Here is an 18,330-nt window from a genome sequence, read left to right on the forward strand (position 1 = left end):
CGTCGGCGGTGTGGTAGCTGACGGTCAGTGTCGCGGTCACGCGCTGCTCCTCACGAAGTAGTTGGCAACCGGGCCGCGGCGGGCGCCGGTGGTCCGAGCCGGGCGGTGCCCGGCCCGGACCGCCGGTCAGTGGAGCGTACGCACCAGCACGGCGTACCGCGGTGAGTCCGCGAAGGGCTGACGGAACCCGACCGGCTTGTACCCCCAAGACTCGTACAGCTTCTGCACCTTGGGGTGGTCCGGGTCGACGAGTAGCACCGCCAGGGCCTCAGGCCGCTCGTCAATCAGCGCCGACTGGAGCTGAGAGGAGACGCCGCCCTTGCGCCACTTCGGACGGACCATCAGCTCAGAGAACCCGAACGTGGTGGACGGATCGGGGGCGGGGACGATGTGCTCGCGCCACCATTCCCCGCCGGAGGTGAGCGGCGCCCCGTAGGCGAAGCCGACCGGCTCCTCCCCGTCGAACGCCACCACACAGGCGAAGCCCTTCAAGCCCGTCCAGTGGTCGACGAACCAGGGGAAGCGCTGCGTGAACTCGTCCCCCGCTGCCAGCTCCGCTGAGTAGGCGTCCGCGTGGACGTCGATCAGCAACTGGCGGAATCCTTCGGGGAATGCGCCGTGCTGGTAGTGACGAAGGTGGATCACTTTCGGCTCCATTCGGTCCGGTAGCGGTCCCCCCACTCTCGCGCAGCCGGGGCGTTCGACGAAAGGGTCAACAGGTCACGGTGGAAGTCGCCGAGCAGGGTCCGCATACGGCCCGGGATGGAGCCGCTGGCCATCAGGTCGAAGATGCTGGCGGCCGTCGAGGTGGAAAGCTCGAGGTCGCCTTGGTGGAGCTGGGCCAAGGCGAGGCGCCCTGTGGCGAGGGCCCGGTTGCGGCGGAACTGCGGGGGCAGCATGGCGAGTGCCTGGTGGGACGACCCCTCGGCCTGGTCGGAGTCACCGAGGCGGTCGCGGACGACGGCGGTCAGCGCGTGCAGCTCGGCCGGCCCGTAGAACGCGAACCAGGACGGCCGGAGCTCAGGCCGGGCGCGGCCGAGGGAGTCGTTGGCGAGGCCGAGCGAGCGGAGCGCTGCCGGGCGGTCGCTCTGGTTGGAGTACCCGATGGCCGCGCGAGCGTAGGCGAGCGAGGCGAACATAGGGTCGCGCCGGGTGACGCTGGTGGCCTGGGCGGCGTGAGCGGCGGCGACGGCGTCGGGGTGCCTGCCTTGCTGATGGGCCAGCATGGCGATGGAGTTCCACGCGCGGAACTGGGCGGTGGAGTCCTGGGCGAGACCGGCGAGACGCATGCAGGCGTCGAGGTGCTGCTGCGCGCGGTCGAGCTCGCGCGCGTCGATGCAGGACCAGGCCGCTACGGCGGTGTAGTCGGCGGCGACTCCGAACAGGCGGCGGCGTACGCGCTCGCTGGCGCTGCCGTTGCGCTGGGCGATGAGGACCTGGTCCGCCCCAGCGAGGGCGGCGCGTTCCAGTGCGGCGTGTCCACCCTGGTGGTCGTCGAGGGCATCGAGAGTTTCCAGGCCGGACCGCAGTCTTAGGAGGTCGGCGGCACCGAGGGTGGTCTGCCGGTTGGGGGCGGGAATCGGGAAGGCGGAGGCTGCTGCCGCAGCCGTCCCCGAGGTGATGAAGGTCCGACGGCGCACGTCTTCCTCCGGTGGGGATGCGGGACGCGGTGCGCCCCGTGGTACGAAGCCGAGTTCTTCGGCCGTGCAGTCGAATACTGCCTCTAGCGCAGCGCGCTGTCTCACGTGCGGCCAGCTGGTTTTTCCGGTCAGCCAGTCCCGCACGGTGCGTTCGGAGCAGGTCCCGTAGCGGCCGGTCACGACCGCGATGTGCTTGTTCACGCGGTGTGCCAGCTCTACCTGGCTGAGCTCCAGTTCGGCCATCCGGCGGCGGAGCGAGACGTTGGCCCCCATGCGCGCAAAGTAGTGCCGCTGTGACGCCACGTACAGATGAATGGGTAAAGAGGGCGCCAAAACTTCCGGTCGGCTGCGAGCAAGAGCCCGCGAAATTACCCTGCCTCCGCCGAGCCTGCGGCCGTTGACTGGAACGCAGCCACCCGGGATGCCGTGCATATGGGTCGTCGGAAGGAGCGGGTGGCTGTTGACGTCCGGCCTTGTGTCCTCCCTCGGGGCTAGGCGCCCCACTTTGCTCACTGTGTCGTCCACTGGAGTGCGCCCCATGTCTGACCGCCGTAGAGCCGTTGCCTACCTCTGTACCGAAGACGATCCCGCCGGCCGTGATCTCTGTGCCGAGTGGTGCGGGCAACGGGCCGCCATCGTGGGCCTGGCCGTCGACGAGGTGCTGGTCGACACCGACAGCAGCGTGCCCCTGGCTGAGCGGCCGGGCTGGGCCCGGGTCGTCGAGCTGGTTGCCACCGGCGGCGTCGGCGCGGTCATCACCCTGAACCGGGGGATGGTCGTGTACGGGGTGAAGGGCTGGCACCGGATGGTCGCGGAACTCGACGTGCAGGACGTCGCACTGCTGACCGTCGGCTCCGCCGCCCACCTGCCTCGCGTCCGCGTCGACTGCGAGCCGGCCGAGGTCGTCCGGTGAGAGCCGGCGAGGAGCGCGGGTTGGTGCACCGCGTCACGATCAGAGCGACCAGTCCGGACCTGGCGGGCCGACTGGGGTGCCTCGGCCCTGTCAAGGACGCGCTCCGGGACGTCGCCGAGGGGTGGGGGATCAGCGGCGACGGGCTGGGTGATGTGATGACCGTCGCCTACGAGCTGGTCGTCAACGCCCTGCGGTACAGCCCGCCCGGTCTCCTCCAGGCCGCCCTGCTGCTGTCGCCGGACGGCGACCGCGTGGTGGTGGAGGTCTACGACCTGACGACCCGCATGCCGCGTGTGCCCGACGGTGCGTTCGGCGACGACGAAGCGGAGTGCGGCCGTGGCCTGCTGATGGTGGGTGCGCTGTCCGCGCAGTGCGGTGCGAACGTCACCGCGGGCGGCAAGAGGGTCTGGGCCGAGCTCGTCCTGCCTGCCCCCGTGTCTGTCCCGAAACTGTCCCGCGCTGTGCGCCGAGACGTGGTCCTCGCCGAGGCCCTGCGGACGTCCCACCTCCGGGCGGTTCCTCGCCGGCCCCGCGTCGGAGCGCCCCGCTGACTCCCTCCCGGATCTGTTGACGAGACCAGGCCCGGGAGGGGCACCAACACGGCTTTCGGAAAGGCTGGCGTGATTTCAGCCGATCTCTGAAGGCCATCCCTTCCGGCCGCGCGTATCCGCCCACGCGGCACGGAGGGTGGCTAGCGTCGTCGCTGACCCGCATGCCGATCTGAGCTGCTGCAAGCACCAACCGCCCGACAAAAGTAGGTAATTGGATGACCATCATGGACGACTCTCCGGTCCGCGACCCCAAGGTGCTGCGCGAGGACATGATCCGAGCCCTTCGCGAGCAGGACGGGATCAGATCTCAGTCTGTCGCCGCCGCCTTCGCCGCGGTGCCCCGGCACCTGTTCGCGCCGGACGTCCCGGCGGAACTCGCCTACAACCTTCACCGCACGGTGCCGGTCAAGAAGGACGAGAACGGCCTGGACATCAGCGTCATGTCCGCCGCCCACCTCCAGGCCGTGATGCTGGAGCAGCTCGAGGTCGAGCCCGGCATGAAGGTGCTGGAGATCGGCTCCAACGGGGTCAACGCCGCGTACCTCCAGGAGCTCGTGGGACCTTACGGGGAAGTCACCACTGTCGACATCGACCCGGATGTCATCGGCCCTGCCCGCCTGCACCTGGACGCCACCGGATACAGCCAGGTGAAGACGGTCGTCGCCGACGGCGAGAGCGGAGTGCCCGGCGGACCGTACGACCGGATCATCGTCACCGTGGCCGCGTGGGACATCCCCCCGTCCTGGATCGGCGCACTGACCGAGAAGGGCCGGCTCGTGGTCCCGCTGACCGTGCGCGGCACGACCCGCTCGATCGCACTCGACCGTGACGGCGACGGCCTGACCAGCCGCTCCTACGGACTGGCGCACTTCGTGCCCATGCAGGGTGAGGGAGCCGCTCAGGAACGCAAGGTAATGCTCCGCGACGGCGTGGCCTTGCAGACCGATGACGTCCGCGTGCCGCTCAACACCCAGGCGCTGAACGGCGCCCTGGACACGTCTCGGCTGGAGCGCTGGTCGGGCGCGGCCTACGATCTGCCCGACGAGCTGGACCTCTACCTCACGCTCAACCTGTCCAGCGTCGCTCGGCTGCATGCGGACCCGGCGGTCATCGACAGCGGGATCATCGAACCCTCGGCCCGATTCGGCGTGCCCGCCCTCGTCAGCGACGACAGCTTCGCCTACCGCACCCGCCGGGAGAACGCGGACACCGGCGGCTTCGAGAGCGGCGTGATCGCCCATGGCCCGAACGCCGAAGCCCTCGCGGATGAGTACGTGAACGTGCTTCGTCGCTGGGCCGACAACCACCGCCGGCGAGGAGCCGCGACGTTCCGGTACCTGCCTGGCCCCGCTCCGTCGCCCCTGCCCCAGGACACCGTGCTGCGACGCCACGGCATCGTCACCGTGACCTGGGCCTGAGACTCCGGACCCCATCCGGGGCCCGGGCTGTGCACTATCAACCAGTTGCCCCCCAGGAGGCACCGAATGACCGTTCAGATGGAGCACTCGATTGCGCCCGCGCAGCCGGCCGGCGAGCAGGTGGACCTCGCCGGCTTCGAGCTGGACATCACCATCATCGAGGGCGGCCCCGCTGCGGACCAGCTGATCCGCCTGACCAGTGACGGCTGCAACTCCACGTGCGCGACCGCGTGCGTGAGCTGCCCGTAGCGCGTAAGCAGCGCTGAGCCCGTTCATCGCGGTGCCCGGTCGCGCCTGCACCTTGGGTGCGGCCGGGCACCCGTGCAGCCACAGGAGGGCGTGTGTACAGCTACGTTGACGCAAGCCTGGTCCGGGCGGCCGCGTGGGATCCAGACCGCGGGCCGGTCTGGCCGGACCTGACAGGCGGGGCCGCGAACCCAGAGTCGTGGCGGTCCTGGCTCCGACAGACCTGGTCACAGGAGTTCGCCGCCGCCGTAACCGCCGCCAGCCCGGACCTCGCGAGCCAGGTGGACCAGATCTGTGCCGGCCGGGTGCTGCCGGCGCCCGTCATCCGGCGCACGGTGCTCTCCGTCCTTCGATACCTGCTTCGCGCCCACACGCGCGCCACCCCGTTCGGACTGTTCGCTGGCGTCGCGGCCGCGCGAATCGGCACGACAGCCGCCCTGCGTGTGGGGACCGGTCACTACGCCGTCGCCCGACCTGACGCCGCATTCATCACGGCCCTCGTCAGCCGCTTCGAGGCACACGAGGCGCTGCGTCCCCACCTGATGCTGCTCACCTCCGCCCTCGCCGTTGAACGCGACGGGGACGCAGTAGTCGAGCACCGTCCGAGCGGCACGTCCGACAAAGGCCCCGAGCACGTACAGATCCGGCTGACGGCGCCGGTCCGCGAAGCCCTGGACGGCGCGAGGACCCCAATCCTGTGGGGGGATCTCGCAGCCAAGCTCGCCGCCGCATTCCCGTCGGCCCCGTCGGCCGCGATCGGCAAGCTCCTCGCGGGCCTGGTCCAGCAGCGGGTCCTGCTCACCAGCCTCCGCCCGGCGATGACGGTCACCGACCCGCTCGCCCCTCTCCTCGGACATGCACGGTACCTCGCCCCCGAGGAGGTGGCAGAGCTGTGTAAGGCCCCGAAGTCGGCGTTGGATCTGCGGGTGGACTGGGACCTGACCATCCCCGAGTCGGTGGCTCAGGAGGCGGCAGCGGCAGCGCGGGCACTCACCCGGCTTGCTCCCCGTGCGGCGCTGACCGGATGGGCTGAGTGGCACGGCCGGTTCCTTGAGCGATACGGACCGCGGGCGGCCGTCCCCGTCGTGGACGCCATCGAAGCGCTCGGATACCCGCCCGGCTACCTCGGCGCCACCACCGGACCGCCCGAGCCCGAGCCCCTGCCCGATCGCGACAGCCGACTCATCAAGCTCGCGCACGTCGCCGGGATGCAGGGTCGCCTTGAAGTGGTACTCGACGACGCCGCGCTGGAGGCACTGGCCACCACGGCCCCGGACCACCCTGTCCAGCCGAGCACCGAGTTGACCGTGCGTATCGACGCCAGCAGCGTGCTCGCCCTCCAGCAGGGTGAGTTCACCTTGCACGTCGTCGGGGTGGCCCGTTCGGCCGGCACGACCACCGGCCGCTTCCTCGACCTGCTGGACGACGCGGACCGGCGCCGCATGGCCGGCGTGTACGCCGGGCTGCCCGGAGTGCACACCGGTGCGCTCGTCGCGCAGATCAGCTCCGCCCCGCTGTCCCTGCGCGCGGAGAACGTCGCACGTGCACCGCAAGTGGCCGAACTGGTGATCTCGCTCGGCGACTACCAGGACCCCGACACCAGCCTCGTCCCCCTGGCAGACCTCGCGGTCACCGCCGATGCCGAGCGGCTGCACCTGGTCTCGCTCTCCCGCCGCCGCCCGGTGCACACGCTGCTGCTCAACGCCGTGGAATTCGGCCACCACTCCCATCCGCTGGCCCGGTTCCTGGCGGAGGCCCCCGCCGCGCTGGCCGTCCCCAGCACGGGATTCATGTGGGGCAGCGCCGCCGCCAACCTGCCGTTCCTGCCCGCGCTCCGCTACCGGCGGACGATCCTCTCACCGGCCCGCTGGCTCCTCGGCCGTGACGACCTTCCGGCCGCGTCGGCACCGTGGTGGCAGTGGGACGAGGCCCTGACCCAATGGCGTCACCAGGTACGGCTGCCCGGCCGGGTCTACCTGAGCGAGGCCGACCAGGCCGTCGCCCTCGACCTGGCGGAGCCCTCACACCGGGCCCTGCTCCGCACCCACGTGGATCGCGCCGGCACGGCCACACTGCGTCCCGCCCCGGCCCCCAGTGACCAGGGGTGGACTGGCGGCCGGGCCCACGAGGTCGTCATCCCCCTGGTCGCCGACCAGGAAGTCGGTCCTGTCCAGACAGCTGGCCGCGCCGTTGAACGCGGGCACGGCCACCTACCGGGCTGCGGCGGTCGCATTTACCTTCAGCTCCACGGGCACCCTGATCGCCAGAACGCCCTCCTGATCCGGCACCTGCCCGCCCTACTGGAGGAGCTGGGCGGTCCCCGGTGGTGGTTCGTCCGCTACCGGGATCCCGGTGACCACCTTCGCGTCCGCCTGACCTGCGCCCCAGGCACCACCGGCAACGCCTTCGAGCGCATCGGCGAGTGGACCCGGCAGGTCCGGGATCGGGGCCTGATCACCCACGTCAGCGTGGAGACCTATCACCCGGAGAGAGCGCGGTTCGGTGGCCCCAGCGCGCTGGATGCGGCCGAGCGGTACTTCGCCGCAGACTCCACTGCTGCTCTGGCTCAACTTGCCACCCAGGCTCAGAGGGGAGCGCCGGACGCCCGCGCGGTGACCGCCGCGAGCATGGTGGACATCGCCGCGAGCCTGCTCGGCGACCGCGCTGCAGCGATGCGCTGGCTCATCGAGCACACCCGGACCGCCCCGGTTGCTCCGCCCCGCGCCGTCTACCGCCAAGCCGTTGACCTGGTGACCGCGCACCCTGTCGGCCTGGCAGAGCGCGTCACCGCGGCCTGGTCCGCGCGGCACGAAGCCCTAGCCGCCTACCGCAGGGTGCTCACCGGCGCCGACCTGCACCCCGACGGCCTGCTGCCGGATCTGCTGCACCTCCACCACGTCCGGGTGTTCGGTCCCCGGCTGCCCAAGGAGCGTGCACACCTGCACCTGGCCAGAGCTGCCGCCCTGAGCTGGACGGCCCGAGCACGGAGGACACCGTGACCACGACCGCCCCCGCCCCCGCAGCCTTGTCGACCGCCGACCGCCTGGCCAACGCCTTGTCCGACCCACGCACCGTATGGCCCGCCGGCCGGCCCGACGGCGGCCGGTCCTGGCCCCAGTCACTCGCCGGCGGCGCCTCCGGCATCGCGCTGCTCCACATCGAGCGGGCCCGGACCGGCCGCGGTGACTGGGACATCGCGCACACCTGGCTGGCCACAGCGGTGCACGGCGATGTGAGCGCAGCGGCCAACGCGAACCTGTTCTTCGGCGCCCCGACCCTCGCCTACATCACGCACCGCGCGGCCAGCGCGACGAGCCGGTACCTGCGCGTCCTGGAGCGCCTGGACGCGGCGACCCTCAACGTGACCCGGAACCGCTTGGCAGTCGCCCACCAGCGCATCGAGCGTGCCGTGCGGCCCTCGATGGAGGAGTTCGACCTGATTCAGGGACTGTCCGGCCTGGGGGCCTACCACCTGAGCCGACACCCGCACCACGGAATCACCAGGGAGGTCCTGGCCTACCTGGTCCGCCTGACCGAGCCCGTGCCCGATCCGGCCGGCTTGCCGCCGTGGTGGATGAACGTCGGACCCACCGGTGCGCCCAGCGCCGACTACCCGCAGGGCCACGGGAACTTCGGACTCGCCCACGGCATCGGCTCCGTCCTGTCCGTCCTGTCCCTGGCGCTGCTGCGGGACCTGGCTGTCCCCGGCCTGGCGGAGGCGGCCGAGCGCATCTGCGACTGGATGGACCGATGGCGCCATGGTGACGGGGCCGGCCTGTGGTGGCCGGGCTTGATCTCGATGCAGCAGGCGAGTGATGGTCAGGTCCATCCGGACCTCCGTCCCCGGCCGTCCTGGTGCTACGGGGTGGGCGGAACCGCCAGAGCCCAGCAGCTGGCCGGACTCGCCTTGCGCGACCCTGTCCGCGTTCGGGCGGCCGAGAGCGCGATCCTGGCGGTACTGCGCGACCCGCTTCAACTCGACAGGGTCTCCGAAATCGGCCTGTGCCACGGCACGGCCGGACTGCTGCACGCCGCGTGGCGGATGGCCACCGAGACGGGCAACACCGAGATCACCGCTGAGCTGCCGTGCCTGGCTGCACGCCTGATTACCGCGCTCGACCAGCCGGGCCACAACCCGGAACTTCTCGACGGAGCATCAGGCGCGGCCCTCGCCCTGCACACCCTCGGTACGGGCAGTGCGCCCGCACCGCACTGGGACACCTTCCTCGCACTGGCGTGAAAACCCCCGGAGGCCCTGATGAGCTTGCCCACCTGGTGCCAGGTAAACGTCAAGTTCCCGGACTGGAGTCGCTCCGAGACCGCGGCCCTGGCTCACCTCGCCCCGCTCCTGCGCGCGGCGGAGGGCCAAGGTGCCATCACTGCATGGTTCGTCGTCCGCAAGGACCCGTGCTGGCGGGTGCGCTACCTGCCGGCCGCCGGCGGGCAGGACCGCATCGGTCAGGGCCTGGATGGGCTGGCCGCCGGCGGGCACGTCACGTGGACGGCGAGCATCTACGAGCCCGAGGTCCACGCCTTCGGCGGCGTCGAGGCGATGACCGGTGCTCATCGTCTCTTCCACCACGACAGCCGCAGTCTCGTTGACTATCTCCAGGGCGGTGCCGGCGAACACCGTCGCGAGCTGTCCCTGATGCTGTGCAGTCTCCTGATGCGTTCCGCCGGACTGGACTGGTACGAGCAGGGCGACGTCTGGGCGCGCGTCGGCGCCCACCGGGCAACGTCCTTCGACGCTGACCGGAACACCCTTGACCGGCTGCACGATGCCGTTGGTCGCCTACTTCGCGCGGACCCGAACCATGCCTTGCGGCCGGACGGCCCGCTGGCTGGCGCCGCAGGGTGGGCGGATGCCTACAGCGACGCAGGGAGGGAGCTGGCCACGCTCAACGCCACCGGGCGACTCCATCGCGGCCTGCGCGACGTCCTGGCCCACCACGTCATCTTCGCCTGGAACCGGATCGGCCTGCCCTACGCCGCCCAGGCCGCGCTTACCGCCGCCGCCAAGACCGTTGTCTTCGGCCCGGTCCCCGAGAGGAGCATCACGGCCCGTGTGGAGGCTCCCTGACCTCACCGCTCAGGCCATGCGGCGATTCCCGCTGGTCGCTCGCCCCCGGCCCGCAGCGCTGCCACTGGCCGACCGGATCGCCGAGCTGACGGCCCTCGCTACCGCCGCAGCCGGTCAGACCGAGAGCGGCCGACGGCTCGCGGCCGCCGCCACCGTGCAGAACCGCGCCGCGCTCATCGCCAGCGACTGCGGCTTGCCGGAACTCGCCCGTGTCCTGTGCCGTCAACAGCTGCAAGCCTGTCTGCGCGCTCACCCGCTGAACGCGCAGACGGCGCCGTACGCCATGGAACCGGCCGTCAACCTGGCCCGCCTCCTGATCCGCCAAGGAGACGGAGCCCGGGCGCATCAACTCCTGGCCGCCCTCTACATCGCGGCCACCGAGCACACCTCGGCGGACGTGGACGGCATCGCCGTCGACTTCCGCGAACTCGCTCCGGATGCTGAGCTCCAACACGCACTGCGCCGGGCCGTGTGGACGGCGCTGCTGGCCGACGGCACCCGGGCCCTGGCCCAGGCCGGACGCTGGCAAGAGGCAGTCGAGCAAGTCCGTCTCCATCGTGGCGTCGGCCTCCGGCTGCTCGACGGACGCCAGATCGCCATCGTTGCCCGGTCGCTGGCCGCAGACACCGACGCTGCCCTGTCTCTGGTGGACGGCACCGAGCCGGTCGACCGTTGGGAAGAGACGGTTGCGGTCGCCCTTAAGGCGCTGTGCCTCACCATCGGCGCCCGGCCGACGGAACGAGTTGGGGTCGAGTTGGTCCGCAGCTACCGCGAGATGGAGTTCACCCCGGGACTGGGCCTGTTCCATACCCAGCTTGGGCTGACTGTCCTCGATCTCACCGAGGCCCGGGACGACACCGTCGCCGCCGGGATCGTTAGCGACGCCATCACAAGCCAGGACGGCTATGTCGCCCGCGCCGTCCTCGCTCACCCGCGGTGCTCAGTGCGTCTCAACGGTGCTGAGCGGCAGGCCCTGGAGGCAGTAGTGGAAGCGGCGGGACTTCACGCCGGCGTCATCCCGTACGCGCTGATGGCCGATCTCCACGCGGCGGTGGACCTGGCTCGAGCCAGCATCGACCCGAACCCCCTGGCGACTGACGTGCCCCCTGCATTACTAGACGAGGAGCAGAGCGTGGAAGACAACAGCTGGCAGCGGACCGAGGACGGCCAGCCTGGCCAAGTCAGGCAGCTGGACAAGGAGGCGGCACACCATGCCTGACTCGCCGGCCTCGATCGCGATGGACGACCAGCTCTATGCGGCGGGTGCTCACGCGGCGCGCTGGTTGGAGGAGACCGGCCGGGGATCGGGCGTCAAGGTACCCGCAGACCAGGAGGTGCGGTGGCAACGGGACGCCGTGGCCGCCATGAAGGCAGCGACGGCGGACGGCACGCTGGACTGCTGCGATCACCTGCGTGCGGGCCTTGAGCCGGTCGTCGTACACGCGGAGCGTCCCTGGCTTCTGCTCTGCCGGAGCTGCCACGTCGAGGCCATGGCAGGCCGGACATGTCTGGACTGCGGCCGGCCCGCCGGGACCAGCTCGCTGCTGGGCGGCGTCGAGGAGATGGTCCGCAGCGCGGTCGCGGTCTACTCCCGGGTGCGATGCCATGACTGCCAGCGGCAGGACAATGCGGTGAGCGGGACCTTTGGCCCCGGTAGGGGCTCATCGAACCGGTAGAGGAGAGCGGGGTCTGGCGGACATTCGCCGGGCCCTGCTCACGTCTGGAGCCGGAGGGCGTCAGCGTCGAGATCTGGCCATTGTGCTCGGGATCGGCCGGTTGACGGCGCCTCTGGCCTTCGCTGCTGGCGGTGCACCCACGGGTGCACGGGGACGGGCTGTATCGGGCCGAGTGGGGCTGATCCGGGCTGATTCGGGCGGGTTCTGCGAGGTCAGGGCATCGTCGCAGGTCAGATGGGGCTCCGGGTGCGGTTCGAGTCCGGCTCCGGACACCCCACCGCATACCCTCGCCGCCCTGCGAGAAGCATGCGGAACGAGCGTCGCGATCTGTCACCCTGGGAACAGGGTGGGAGCACGCGACGCTTCTTGCGTCCGTGGTGAGGTTGGTCCGCTTTGGCGGACATCCGAGATCAGGGGTCATGGCCCCGGAAGGATGTCCATCATGGAAGGCATGGGGGAGAAGAGGCCTCGGCCGCGGCGGTCGTTCATGCCGCAGTTCAAGGCCGACATCGTCGAGCGCTGCCGGCGCGGGGACCGCACGGTGGGTCAGGTAGCCAAGGACTTCGACCTGACCGAGACCGCGGTTCGGGACTGGGTCAGGCAGGCCCAGGCCGACCTGGATGCCATCGCCCTGCGGTTGAACACCCGTCCCCGGCAGACCCTCGACTTCGACACACCAGCCGATAGGCTGGAGGCCCTGTTGCGCTGACCGGTTGACTTCACCACAGCTTTCTTCGCAGCAGGGACCCGGTGAACGTGCATCCGTTCATCGAGGCGGAGAAGCAGCAGGGCCACAACGTGAAGCGCGCGTGTGAGCTTCTGATGGTCTCCCGGACCGCCTTCTACGCACGCCGCAGCCCCGTCCCTGGCCCGCGGCGGGCCCGTGATCTGGAACTGAGCCGGGAGATCGCCGCTGTCCACGCCCGGTCGCACGGCACCTACGGCGCCCCGCGCGTCCACATGGTCCTGCAGCGTCAGGGCCAGGGCTGCGGCCGTCGGCGCGTCGCGCGCCTGATGCGCCAGGCGGGACTGCAGGACGCCACCGCCGGCGCCGTCCGGTCACCACGGTCCCCGACGCGGGAGCCCACGCGCGCCCGGACCTGATCAACCGCCAGTTCACTCCTGACGCCACCGCGCTGAACCAGCGCTGGTGCGGCGACATCACATACATCCCTACCGGCGAGGGCTGGCTCTACCTGGCCACCGTCATCGACATCGCCTCTCGCAAGGTCGTCGGCTGGTCCACCGCCGACCACCTGCGCACCGAACTGGTCGCCGACGCCCTGCAAGCAGCCCACCTGCAACGACGCCCCGCTCACGGCGTGATCTTTCACGCGGATCGCGGCTGTCAGTACACGAGCCGGGCCCCGGCCGAACTCGCCGGGAAGCTCGGCGTGCGCCTGTCGGTCGGGCGTACCGGCCAGTGCTGGGACAACGCTCTGGCCGAGGCGTTCTTCTCCACCCTCAAGCGGGAGCTGATCAGCACCCGGACCTGGCCCACCCGGACCGCGGCCCACAACGCGATCTTCGACTTCATCGAGGGCTGGTTCAACCTGCACCGACTCCACAGCAGCCTGGGCTACCTCAGAAGCCGTTGTCTTTCCGAGAGTGACGGGTGCGTCGCCGCTGGTCAGGCGTAGGGCCGGTGTTTCGGCGGTAGGGACGGGGGGTCGTGTCGTCCCTTCGTGGAGGTGCCGGATGCCGTCGGTGATGGGGTTGCTGGAGGAGCGAGAGCGGGCTGCCCGGCAGCGGGTGGAGGCCCTTCAGGCCGAGCTGCGGGAGGCGGAGGCCGCGTGGGAGCGGTTCGTGATCGCCCGTGAGACGGTGGCCGAGGTCCTGGGGGGGACCGCGGGGAGGCGGGGAGGTTCCGCCGGTCGTGGCGGCCGGCGCGGATTGCGGCGGCAGCGCCGAGTTCGGTGGTGCCGGTGTGGCGGGACGGGCTCGTCCAGGCGGTGCTGGCGCCGGACTACCGGCGGCTCATGGACGTCCTGGCCGGTGGGAGCGGGTCCGGTGGGGAGGCGATGGACTGCCGGCAGCTCGCGGTCGCGGTCGGGCTGGATCCGGTTCCGGCGAAGGTGGAGGGTGTGCGGTCGAAGGCGAAGCGCCTGGCCGCGCGGGGCTGGCTGGCAGAGGACCGTCCGGGGATGTTCAGGCTGGTCGCCGGGCGAGCCGGCGGCTCATGACCGTGGTCATCGACCAGCGGATCATCGCCTCCGCGGTGTCGGTGCGGGTCTCGTAGTCGCGGGTGAGGCGGCGTGCGTGCATCAGCCACGCGAACGTGCGCTCCACCAGCCATCTCTTGGGCAGCACGACGAAGCCCGTGGTGTCGTCGGTGCGTCTGACCACCGTCAGCGCGATGGCGAGGACGTCGCGGGCGAGGTCGACCAGGCGGCCGGTGTAGCCGCCGTCCGCCCACACCAGCGTGATGCGCCGGTGCCGCTCCCGTAGCCGGGCCAGCAGCGTCTGCCCCGCGTCCCGGTCGGTGACGGACGCCGCGGTGACCATGACGGTCAGCAGTAGCCCGAGAGCGTCCACCACGATGTGCCGCTTACGGCCGTTGACCTTCTTCCCGCCGTCGAAGCCCCGGCTCGCGGCCGGCACCGACGCGGCCCCCTTCACCGACTGCGCGTCGATGATCCCCGCGGTCGGCTCCAGGTCGCGGCCCGCCGCCTCACGGACCCGATCCCGCAGCCGGTCGTGGAACTCGGCCACCAGGCCCTTGTCCCGCCAACGCCGGAAGAACGCGTAGACGCGGTCCCACGCGGGGAAGTCCGCGGGCATCGCCCGCCAGGTAATGCCGCCCGCGACCAGGTAGCGCACCGCATCCACCATCTGCCGGTGGCAATAGCCCTCCGGCTGCCCGCCCCTGCCCTCCAACCACCCCGGTACCGGCAACGCATCGCGGACCACGGCCCATTCGGCATCCGTCATGTCCGAGGGATACTTCGGCCGTCTGTGCGGGCGGTCCCCGGCGTTACCGAACCGGTGAGCGGGGCAATCACACCCACGGGCAGCCGAGTTGAAACCGGCAGGTGTGAGGGCATACAACAGCGGCAACAGGGCCTCCCTGGTGCTTCTCCGGCTTCAACACCCAGGAGCTGCACCGGAGGCCCTGTCTTCATGCATCCATCGCCCCACGATCACCCGAACGGGACTCCCGTTCGATCGGCAACCGCCGCCATCGGTACGACAACGGCCTCTCAGACCAGGTCAGCCATGCTGCGGAGAGCGGACTTGGCAACAGTCCTGAGCAGGCCCGGCCGCTTGCCGAGCCAGCCGGCGGCCCGAGGTGTGAGGGGAGAGAATCCAGGTAGGGGCCATGTCCCGGATCACGTCGTCCGAGCGCTCTGGTACGTCGATGCGCGTTCTGACGGCACAGTGCCCCGGCACGGAAGTTGAGAAGTCCGTACCGGGGCGGTAGTAGTGCGGCTACTCGTCGTCCTCGTCGAAGGCCACCGGGCGAACGACTTCTTCAATGGCGGAGTTCCCGCACAAGATGTCCTCGGACCTCTTCCTCGCCGACACCACCGTGGTCGAGCGAGCACTGACCCAGTTCAGCGACACCGCCGACGGCGACATCGCCCGCGACTGGACCCTCGGCCTCACCTGCGACCTGGGCGACGGCTACCTCGGAGCCCGCCTCCAACCCCACCTGCCCGAGGGGGCGCTGCGGCTCCTGCTCGGCGCCTTCTATGCCGTGCAGGGCCTGTGCTGATCCCCGCCGGCCGCTCCCGCCGGCGTACGCATGAAAGTGCGCGAAGCCCAGCGGGACTGATCGCTCCAGAGTCCGTCCACCGACCGTCCCCTGCCCCGCCGAAGGAACCGCGATCACCCACCCTGTCCCGCGCCACCGGCTGCTCTGTCAGGAACACCCGGCCACGGTTGCCGGAGATGGATGGGCGGGCAGGCCCCGGGCCCCGGGGCCTGCCCCTGTCAGTGCGGGTCAGGAGGCCGAATGCGGGGCATGGGCGTGCTGCCTCCCGGGCGCCGGGTCAGACCGTCCTGATGTCGAAGGCGTACTCGAATTCTGCGAGCGCCTTGCCCTCGTCGTCGTGGAGCTGCGCCTTGGCGGTGTAGCTCCCACGGCCCAGAATCCCGATGGGCGCCTCCTCCCAGCCGTGGCGGGGGAAGGTCACCGACTGCGGCTTTTCCTGCTTCGGGAACGAACCCAGCACCAGCTTGTCCTGGCTGACCCTGACGCCCTTGCGGTAGTGGGTGCTGGTGTACACGACCCCGGCCACGGACGCATCGTCGACGCGGAAGTCGACCGTGAGCCGGTAGTGGCAGCCCTCGGGCAGCACGAACGCGTCCGCCTTGGTCGCGGCGAGTGCCTCCGCGCTGTCCAACTGCCGCACCACGGCAGGCCCGGGTACATCCTCGAACTCCACCCTGAGCGTGAGCAGGTGCAGGGTGCCCCCGGTTTCCTCCGGGGCCTTCTTCCCGCCCTTGGCAAGGGCCTCGAAGTAGGCCTCGTCATACTTCGGAGCATCCACGCTTTCGGACATACCGCCTCCTCAACTGTTCGCCATCACCGACGTAGTGGCCGGCGGACACCGCCTTGGCCACAGAAGGAAGATCACCACACCCGGAAGGGCCCGACCGGCAGAACACCACCCCGCGATCCGCCGCACCCCCGTCGGCTCCCGCACTTCGCGGCCGCCCCCTCACACGTACGGGCCCCACACCCAAGGGCCCCTTGTTGACGGACAATCCCCGAACGGGCCCGAGCCCGCTGCGGCCGGCCTGGCTCGGCTCAGCCGCACACCGACCGCGGTCGATCCCGCGCCCGGCGTCCACCCAACCCCCCATACGGGCGACATGACCGACCGTTCGAGGCCGGTGGTTGAACGGCAAGCTCAGGTGCGGGTGATGGCCTGGCGCAGACCGTAGGCGGCGGCTCCGGCGGCGATCACCGCCGTCCCGGCCAGGACCAAGGCGAGCGGAAGGGCGAAGGCCAGGACGGCCGCACGACGGGCCGGCGGGCGGACAGCCGGGCCGGCGGGCACCCGGGCAGCCGGGCAGCCGGGCGGGCGGGCGAAGGACCGACCAGGACGGGCGGACACGACGGGCCGGCGGATGGACGACCCGGCACCGACCCCTGCCCCGGCAGTCCACCCCAGGCCACCAGACCAGGCCAACCCCCTGCGGAGAGTGGACCATCCCGGCCCGAACCGCCACCACCAGACCGGCACCCGCCAGACACCCGCCAGGCACCAGCAGGACCAACCACCCACCCCCGACCACACCCCCAACAGCGGGGCAGCTTGTGGTGACCCTTCGGGTCCGTCACGGTGTGACAGTGACGGATCAGATGGCCCCAGCGTGCGCAGGCCCCCGCTGCGGGCGGCCACTTCCCGGACCGGCCCGCAAAGGCCGGCCCGCCCTCTACTGCGGCCAGGCTTGCCGCCAGGCCGCCCTGCGCCAGCGCCGCCTGGCCGAGCAGACACCGCAACTGCGGGAGGAGGCCCGGGAGCTGCTGGAGGACCTCGACCCGGAACTGGCCGCCGAGGTATCGGTGTCTGGCCAGGACGCGAGTCGTTCGACGGCGCGCTACCGCAGGGCAGGTTGCCGGCGAACGCGCACGATCACATGCATGGCAGGGCATGACAGGCCAGGGGGGATGAGGGCCCGAACGACCAGACGCCTGCTCGGCTGGGCAGGGGCACTCAACTCGTCAGAGGGGTGAACCAGATGGACGTGGTCGCGGTCGTCCCGGTGTGGGTGAAGTGCACCGGGATGTCCTTGTGGACGAAGCATTGGTAGGTGCCCGCATTTTGGGAGTCCGATGAGAACCTCTCGGCCTCGACCCACAGCTGAAGGTGCTCGCCCTGGGTGATGTCGAGCCGCGTCTTGCCCGTCAGGCTCCAGTTGATGTTGACATTTCCGGAGATGATTCCGTCCCTGTCGAATGTCCTGACTCCGCCCGAGGGGAGAATGGCGGCCTCCTTTCGGGGTGTTCCGAGGAGCTGCTTGATCTCGGCCTTGTCGGCTGTGAGGTTCCGTAGGTCGAGGTCGGGTTTGATGACGGTGACCTGGGCGGACAGGATCCTCACGACGGGGTTGGTGGGGTCGCCGGCGGTTCCGCGGAGGTAGAACGTGGTGTCGGACTTGATGCCTTCGATGTCGAGGCTGGTCTTGTTGGTGACGTCCCGGTTGACGTCGCCGTACAGCAGCTCGTAGGTGGCGTTGGCGGAGCGTTCCCAGCTGAGGTGGACGTTGCCGCCGTTGGGGATGACGGAGGGGGCACAGAGGAAGTTGCGCAGGTAGAAGTCCGTGGGGAACTTGCCTACCTGGAAGATGGTTTCCCTGGGCTTGAAGGCAGCGGTTCCGGTGCGGGAGCTCTCGGTGACGGTGATCGGTGCGGTGCCGACCTTGCGGCTGATCGGAATGTCGGACAGCTGAAGAGTGAGCCCGGTGTCGGGGCCGATCGGCGCGTGGCTGGCGGCGGGTTCGAAGACGAACTCCTTGGCCGCCGAGTCCAGGCGTACGGTCCAGCCGGTGAGGCTGATCCGCGGGGTGATCTTGTTCAGGTCGGTGGTGAGGTCGGGTGACATCGTCCCGGCGGGGACCTTCGCCCTGATCCACTGGACGTCGGCCGGGGTGCCGCTCTGCCGGGCGACGGTGATGACGATTTCCCCGGTCTCCTCGGGGGCCTGCGGGTTCTCCGGGGAAGCCTTGAGCGGGTTCGGGGTTGTGGTGAGGGCGTACGACAGCAGCGGCTCGTCAGCGGTGGTGCCGACGTCCTGGGTCTGGGTCACGACGGTCACGAAAGGGCTTCCTTTGGGGTCTCTCGGCTGCCCCGCCCC

At 70.5% G+C, this 18,330-nt stretch carries 19 protein-coding genes; 13 read left to right on the forward strand and 6 right to left on the reverse strand.

Translation table 11 applies throughout. From position 1 onward, the window contains the following. Window positions 1-126 precede the first annotated feature (126 nt). Both ACFUK0_RS14355 and ACFUK0_RS14360 read right to left on the reverse strand, forming a co-directional pair. A complete protein-coding gene (locus tag ACFUK0_RS14355) occupies window positions 127-657 on the reverse strand; it encodes a GNAT family N-acetyltransferase (RefSeq protein ID WP_380249772.1) in 531 nt (176 codons plus the stop codon). Then, window positions 642-1,913: an XRE family transcriptional regulator gene (locus ACFUK0_RS14360; RefSeq protein ID WP_380249774.1), complete on the reverse strand. Its 1,272-nt coding sequence runs from the start codon at window positions 1,911-1,913 to the stop codon at window positions 642-644. Before ACFUK0_RS14360 ends, ACFUK0_RS14355 begins: the two co-directional genes overlap by 16 nt. Window positions 1,914-2,178: 265 nt before the next feature. Between ACFUK0_RS14360 and ACFUK0_RS14365 the strand changes: the two genes are divergently transcribed. The 12 genes from ACFUK0_RS14365 (at window position 2,179) to ACFUK0_RS14420 (ending at window position 13,164) form a co-directional block, all read left to right on the forward strand. Further along, complete coding sequence (locus tag ACFUK0_RS14365) at window positions 2,179-2,553, forward strand: hypothetical protein (protein ID WP_380249776.1); 375 nt, start codon at window positions 2,179-2,181, stop codon at window positions 2,551-2,553. A 23-nt stretch (window positions 2,554-2,576) separates the two neighbouring features. Further along, the gene (locus ACFUK0_RS14370) at window positions 2,577-3,104 is read left to right on the forward strand and encodes an ATP-binding protein (protein ID WP_380249778.1); all 528 of its coding nucleotides are present in this window, start codon (window positions 2,577-2,579) and stop codon (window positions 3,102-3,104) included. Window positions 3,105-3,328: 224 nt separating this feature from the next. Further along, window positions 3,329-4,522, forward strand: coding sequence for a methyltransferase, FxLD system (gene fxlM, locus ACFUK0_RS14375; RefSeq protein WP_380249780.1), 1,194 nt, complete (start codon window positions 3,329-3,331; stop codon window positions 4,520-4,522). A 66-nt stretch (window positions 4,523-4,588) separates the two neighbouring features. After that, window positions 4,589-4,771: an FxLD family lanthipeptide gene (locus ACFUK0_RS14380; RefSeq protein ID WP_380249782.1), complete on the forward strand. Its 183-nt coding sequence runs from the start codon at window positions 4,589-4,591 to the stop codon at window positions 4,769-4,771. Between the two features lie 92 nt (window positions 4,772-4,863). Further along, a complete protein-coding gene (locus tag ACFUK0_RS14385; RefSeq protein ID WP_380249784.1) occupies window positions 4,864-7,767 on the forward strand; it encodes a lantibiotic dehydratase in 2,904 nt (967 codons plus the stop codon). Then, complete coding sequence (locus ACFUK0_RS14390; protein ID WP_380249786.1) at window positions 7,764-9,008, forward strand: lanthionine synthetase C family protein; 1,245 nt, start codon at window positions 7,764-7,766, stop codon at window positions 9,006-9,008. The genes ACFUK0_RS14385 and ACFUK0_RS14390 overlap by 4 nt, the downstream gene beginning before the upstream one ends. A gap of 18 nt (window positions 9,009-9,026) precedes the next feature. After that, the gene (locus ACFUK0_RS14395) at window positions 9,027-9,848 is read left to right on the forward strand and encodes a thiopeptide-type bacteriocin biosynthesis protein (protein WP_380249788.1); all 822 of its coding nucleotides are present in this window, start codon (window positions 9,027-9,029) and stop codon (window positions 9,846-9,848) included. A gap of 16 nt (window positions 9,849-9,864) precedes the next feature. Further along, on the forward strand, window positions 9,865-11,067 hold the full coding sequence (locus tag ACFUK0_RS14400) for a hypothetical protein (protein WP_380249790.1): 1,203 nt from the start codon (window positions 9,865-9,867) through the stop codon (window positions 11,065-11,067). After that, window positions 11,060-11,524 carry a hypothetical protein gene (locus ACFUK0_RS14405; protein ID WP_380249792.1) on the forward strand — a complete coding sequence of 155 codons (465 nt, stop codon included), beginning with the start codon at window positions 11,060-11,062 and terminating at the stop codon, window positions 11,522-11,524. Before ACFUK0_RS14400 ends, ACFUK0_RS14405 begins: the two co-directional genes overlap by 8 nt. A 442-nt stretch (window positions 11,525-11,966) precedes the next feature. After that, complete coding sequence (locus tag ACFUK0_RS14410; protein WP_380249794.1) at window positions 11,967-12,233, forward strand: transposase; 267 nt, start codon at window positions 11,967-11,969, stop codon at window positions 12,231-12,233. A gap of 41 nt (window positions 12,234-12,274) precedes the next feature. Beyond that, entirely contained in the window at window positions 12,275-12,628 is a 354-nt protein-coding gene (locus ACFUK0_RS14415; protein ID WP_380249796.1) for an IS3 family transposase, read from the forward strand. Further along, window positions 12,511-13,164, forward strand: a complete 654-nt coding sequence (locus ACFUK0_RS14420) for an IS3 family transposase (RefSeq protein WP_380249816.1) — start codon at window positions 12,511-12,513, stop codon at window positions 13,162-13,164. Before ACFUK0_RS14415 ends, ACFUK0_RS14420 begins: the two co-directional genes overlap by 118 nt. Before the next feature lie 508 nt (window positions 13,165-13,672). Here the strand turns inward: ACFUK0_RS14420 and ACFUK0_RS14425 are convergent. Then, window positions 13,673-14,455 carry an IS5 family transposase gene (locus ACFUK0_RS14425; protein WP_380249798.1) on the reverse strand — a complete coding sequence of 261 codons (783 nt, stop codon included), beginning with the start codon at window positions 14,453-14,455 and terminating at the stop codon, window positions 13,673-13,675. Window positions 14,456-14,999: 544 nt separating this feature from the next. On the opposite strand from ACFUK0_RS14425, the gene ACFUK0_RS14430 reads away from it, so the two are divergent. Next, entirely contained in the window at window positions 15,000-15,239 is a 240-nt protein-coding gene (locus ACFUK0_RS14430) for a hypothetical protein (RefSeq protein WP_380249800.1), read from the forward strand. Window positions 15,240-15,516: 277 nt separating this feature from the next. Here ACFUK0_RS14430 and ACFUK0_RS14435 read toward each other — a convergent pair whose 3' ends face one another. From ACFUK0_RS14435 to ACFUK0_RS14445, 3 genes are all read right to left on the reverse strand, one after another. Further along, the gene (locus tag ACFUK0_RS14435; protein WP_380249802.1) at window positions 15,517-16,029 is read right to left on the reverse strand and encodes a hypothetical protein; all 513 of its coding nucleotides are present in this window, start codon (window positions 16,027-16,029) and stop codon (window positions 15,517-15,519) included. A gap of 351 nt (window positions 16,030-16,380) precedes the next feature. After that, entirely contained in the window at window positions 16,381-16,530 is a 150-nt protein-coding gene (locus ACFUK0_RS14440; protein ID WP_380249804.1) for a hypothetical protein, read from the reverse strand. A 660-nt stretch (window positions 16,531-17,190) separates the two neighbouring features. Next, window positions 17,191-18,291: a hypothetical protein gene (locus tag ACFUK0_RS14445; protein ID WP_380249806.1), complete on the reverse strand. Its 1,101-nt coding sequence runs from the start codon at window positions 18,289-18,291 to the stop codon at window positions 17,191-17,193. Window positions 18,292-18,330 lie beyond the last annotated feature (39 nt).

It is taken from the genome of Kitasatospora sp. NPDC057223, assembly GCF_042669755.1.
GTDB lineage: Bacteria > Actinomycetota > Actinomycetes > Streptomycetales > Streptomycetaceae > Kitasatospora.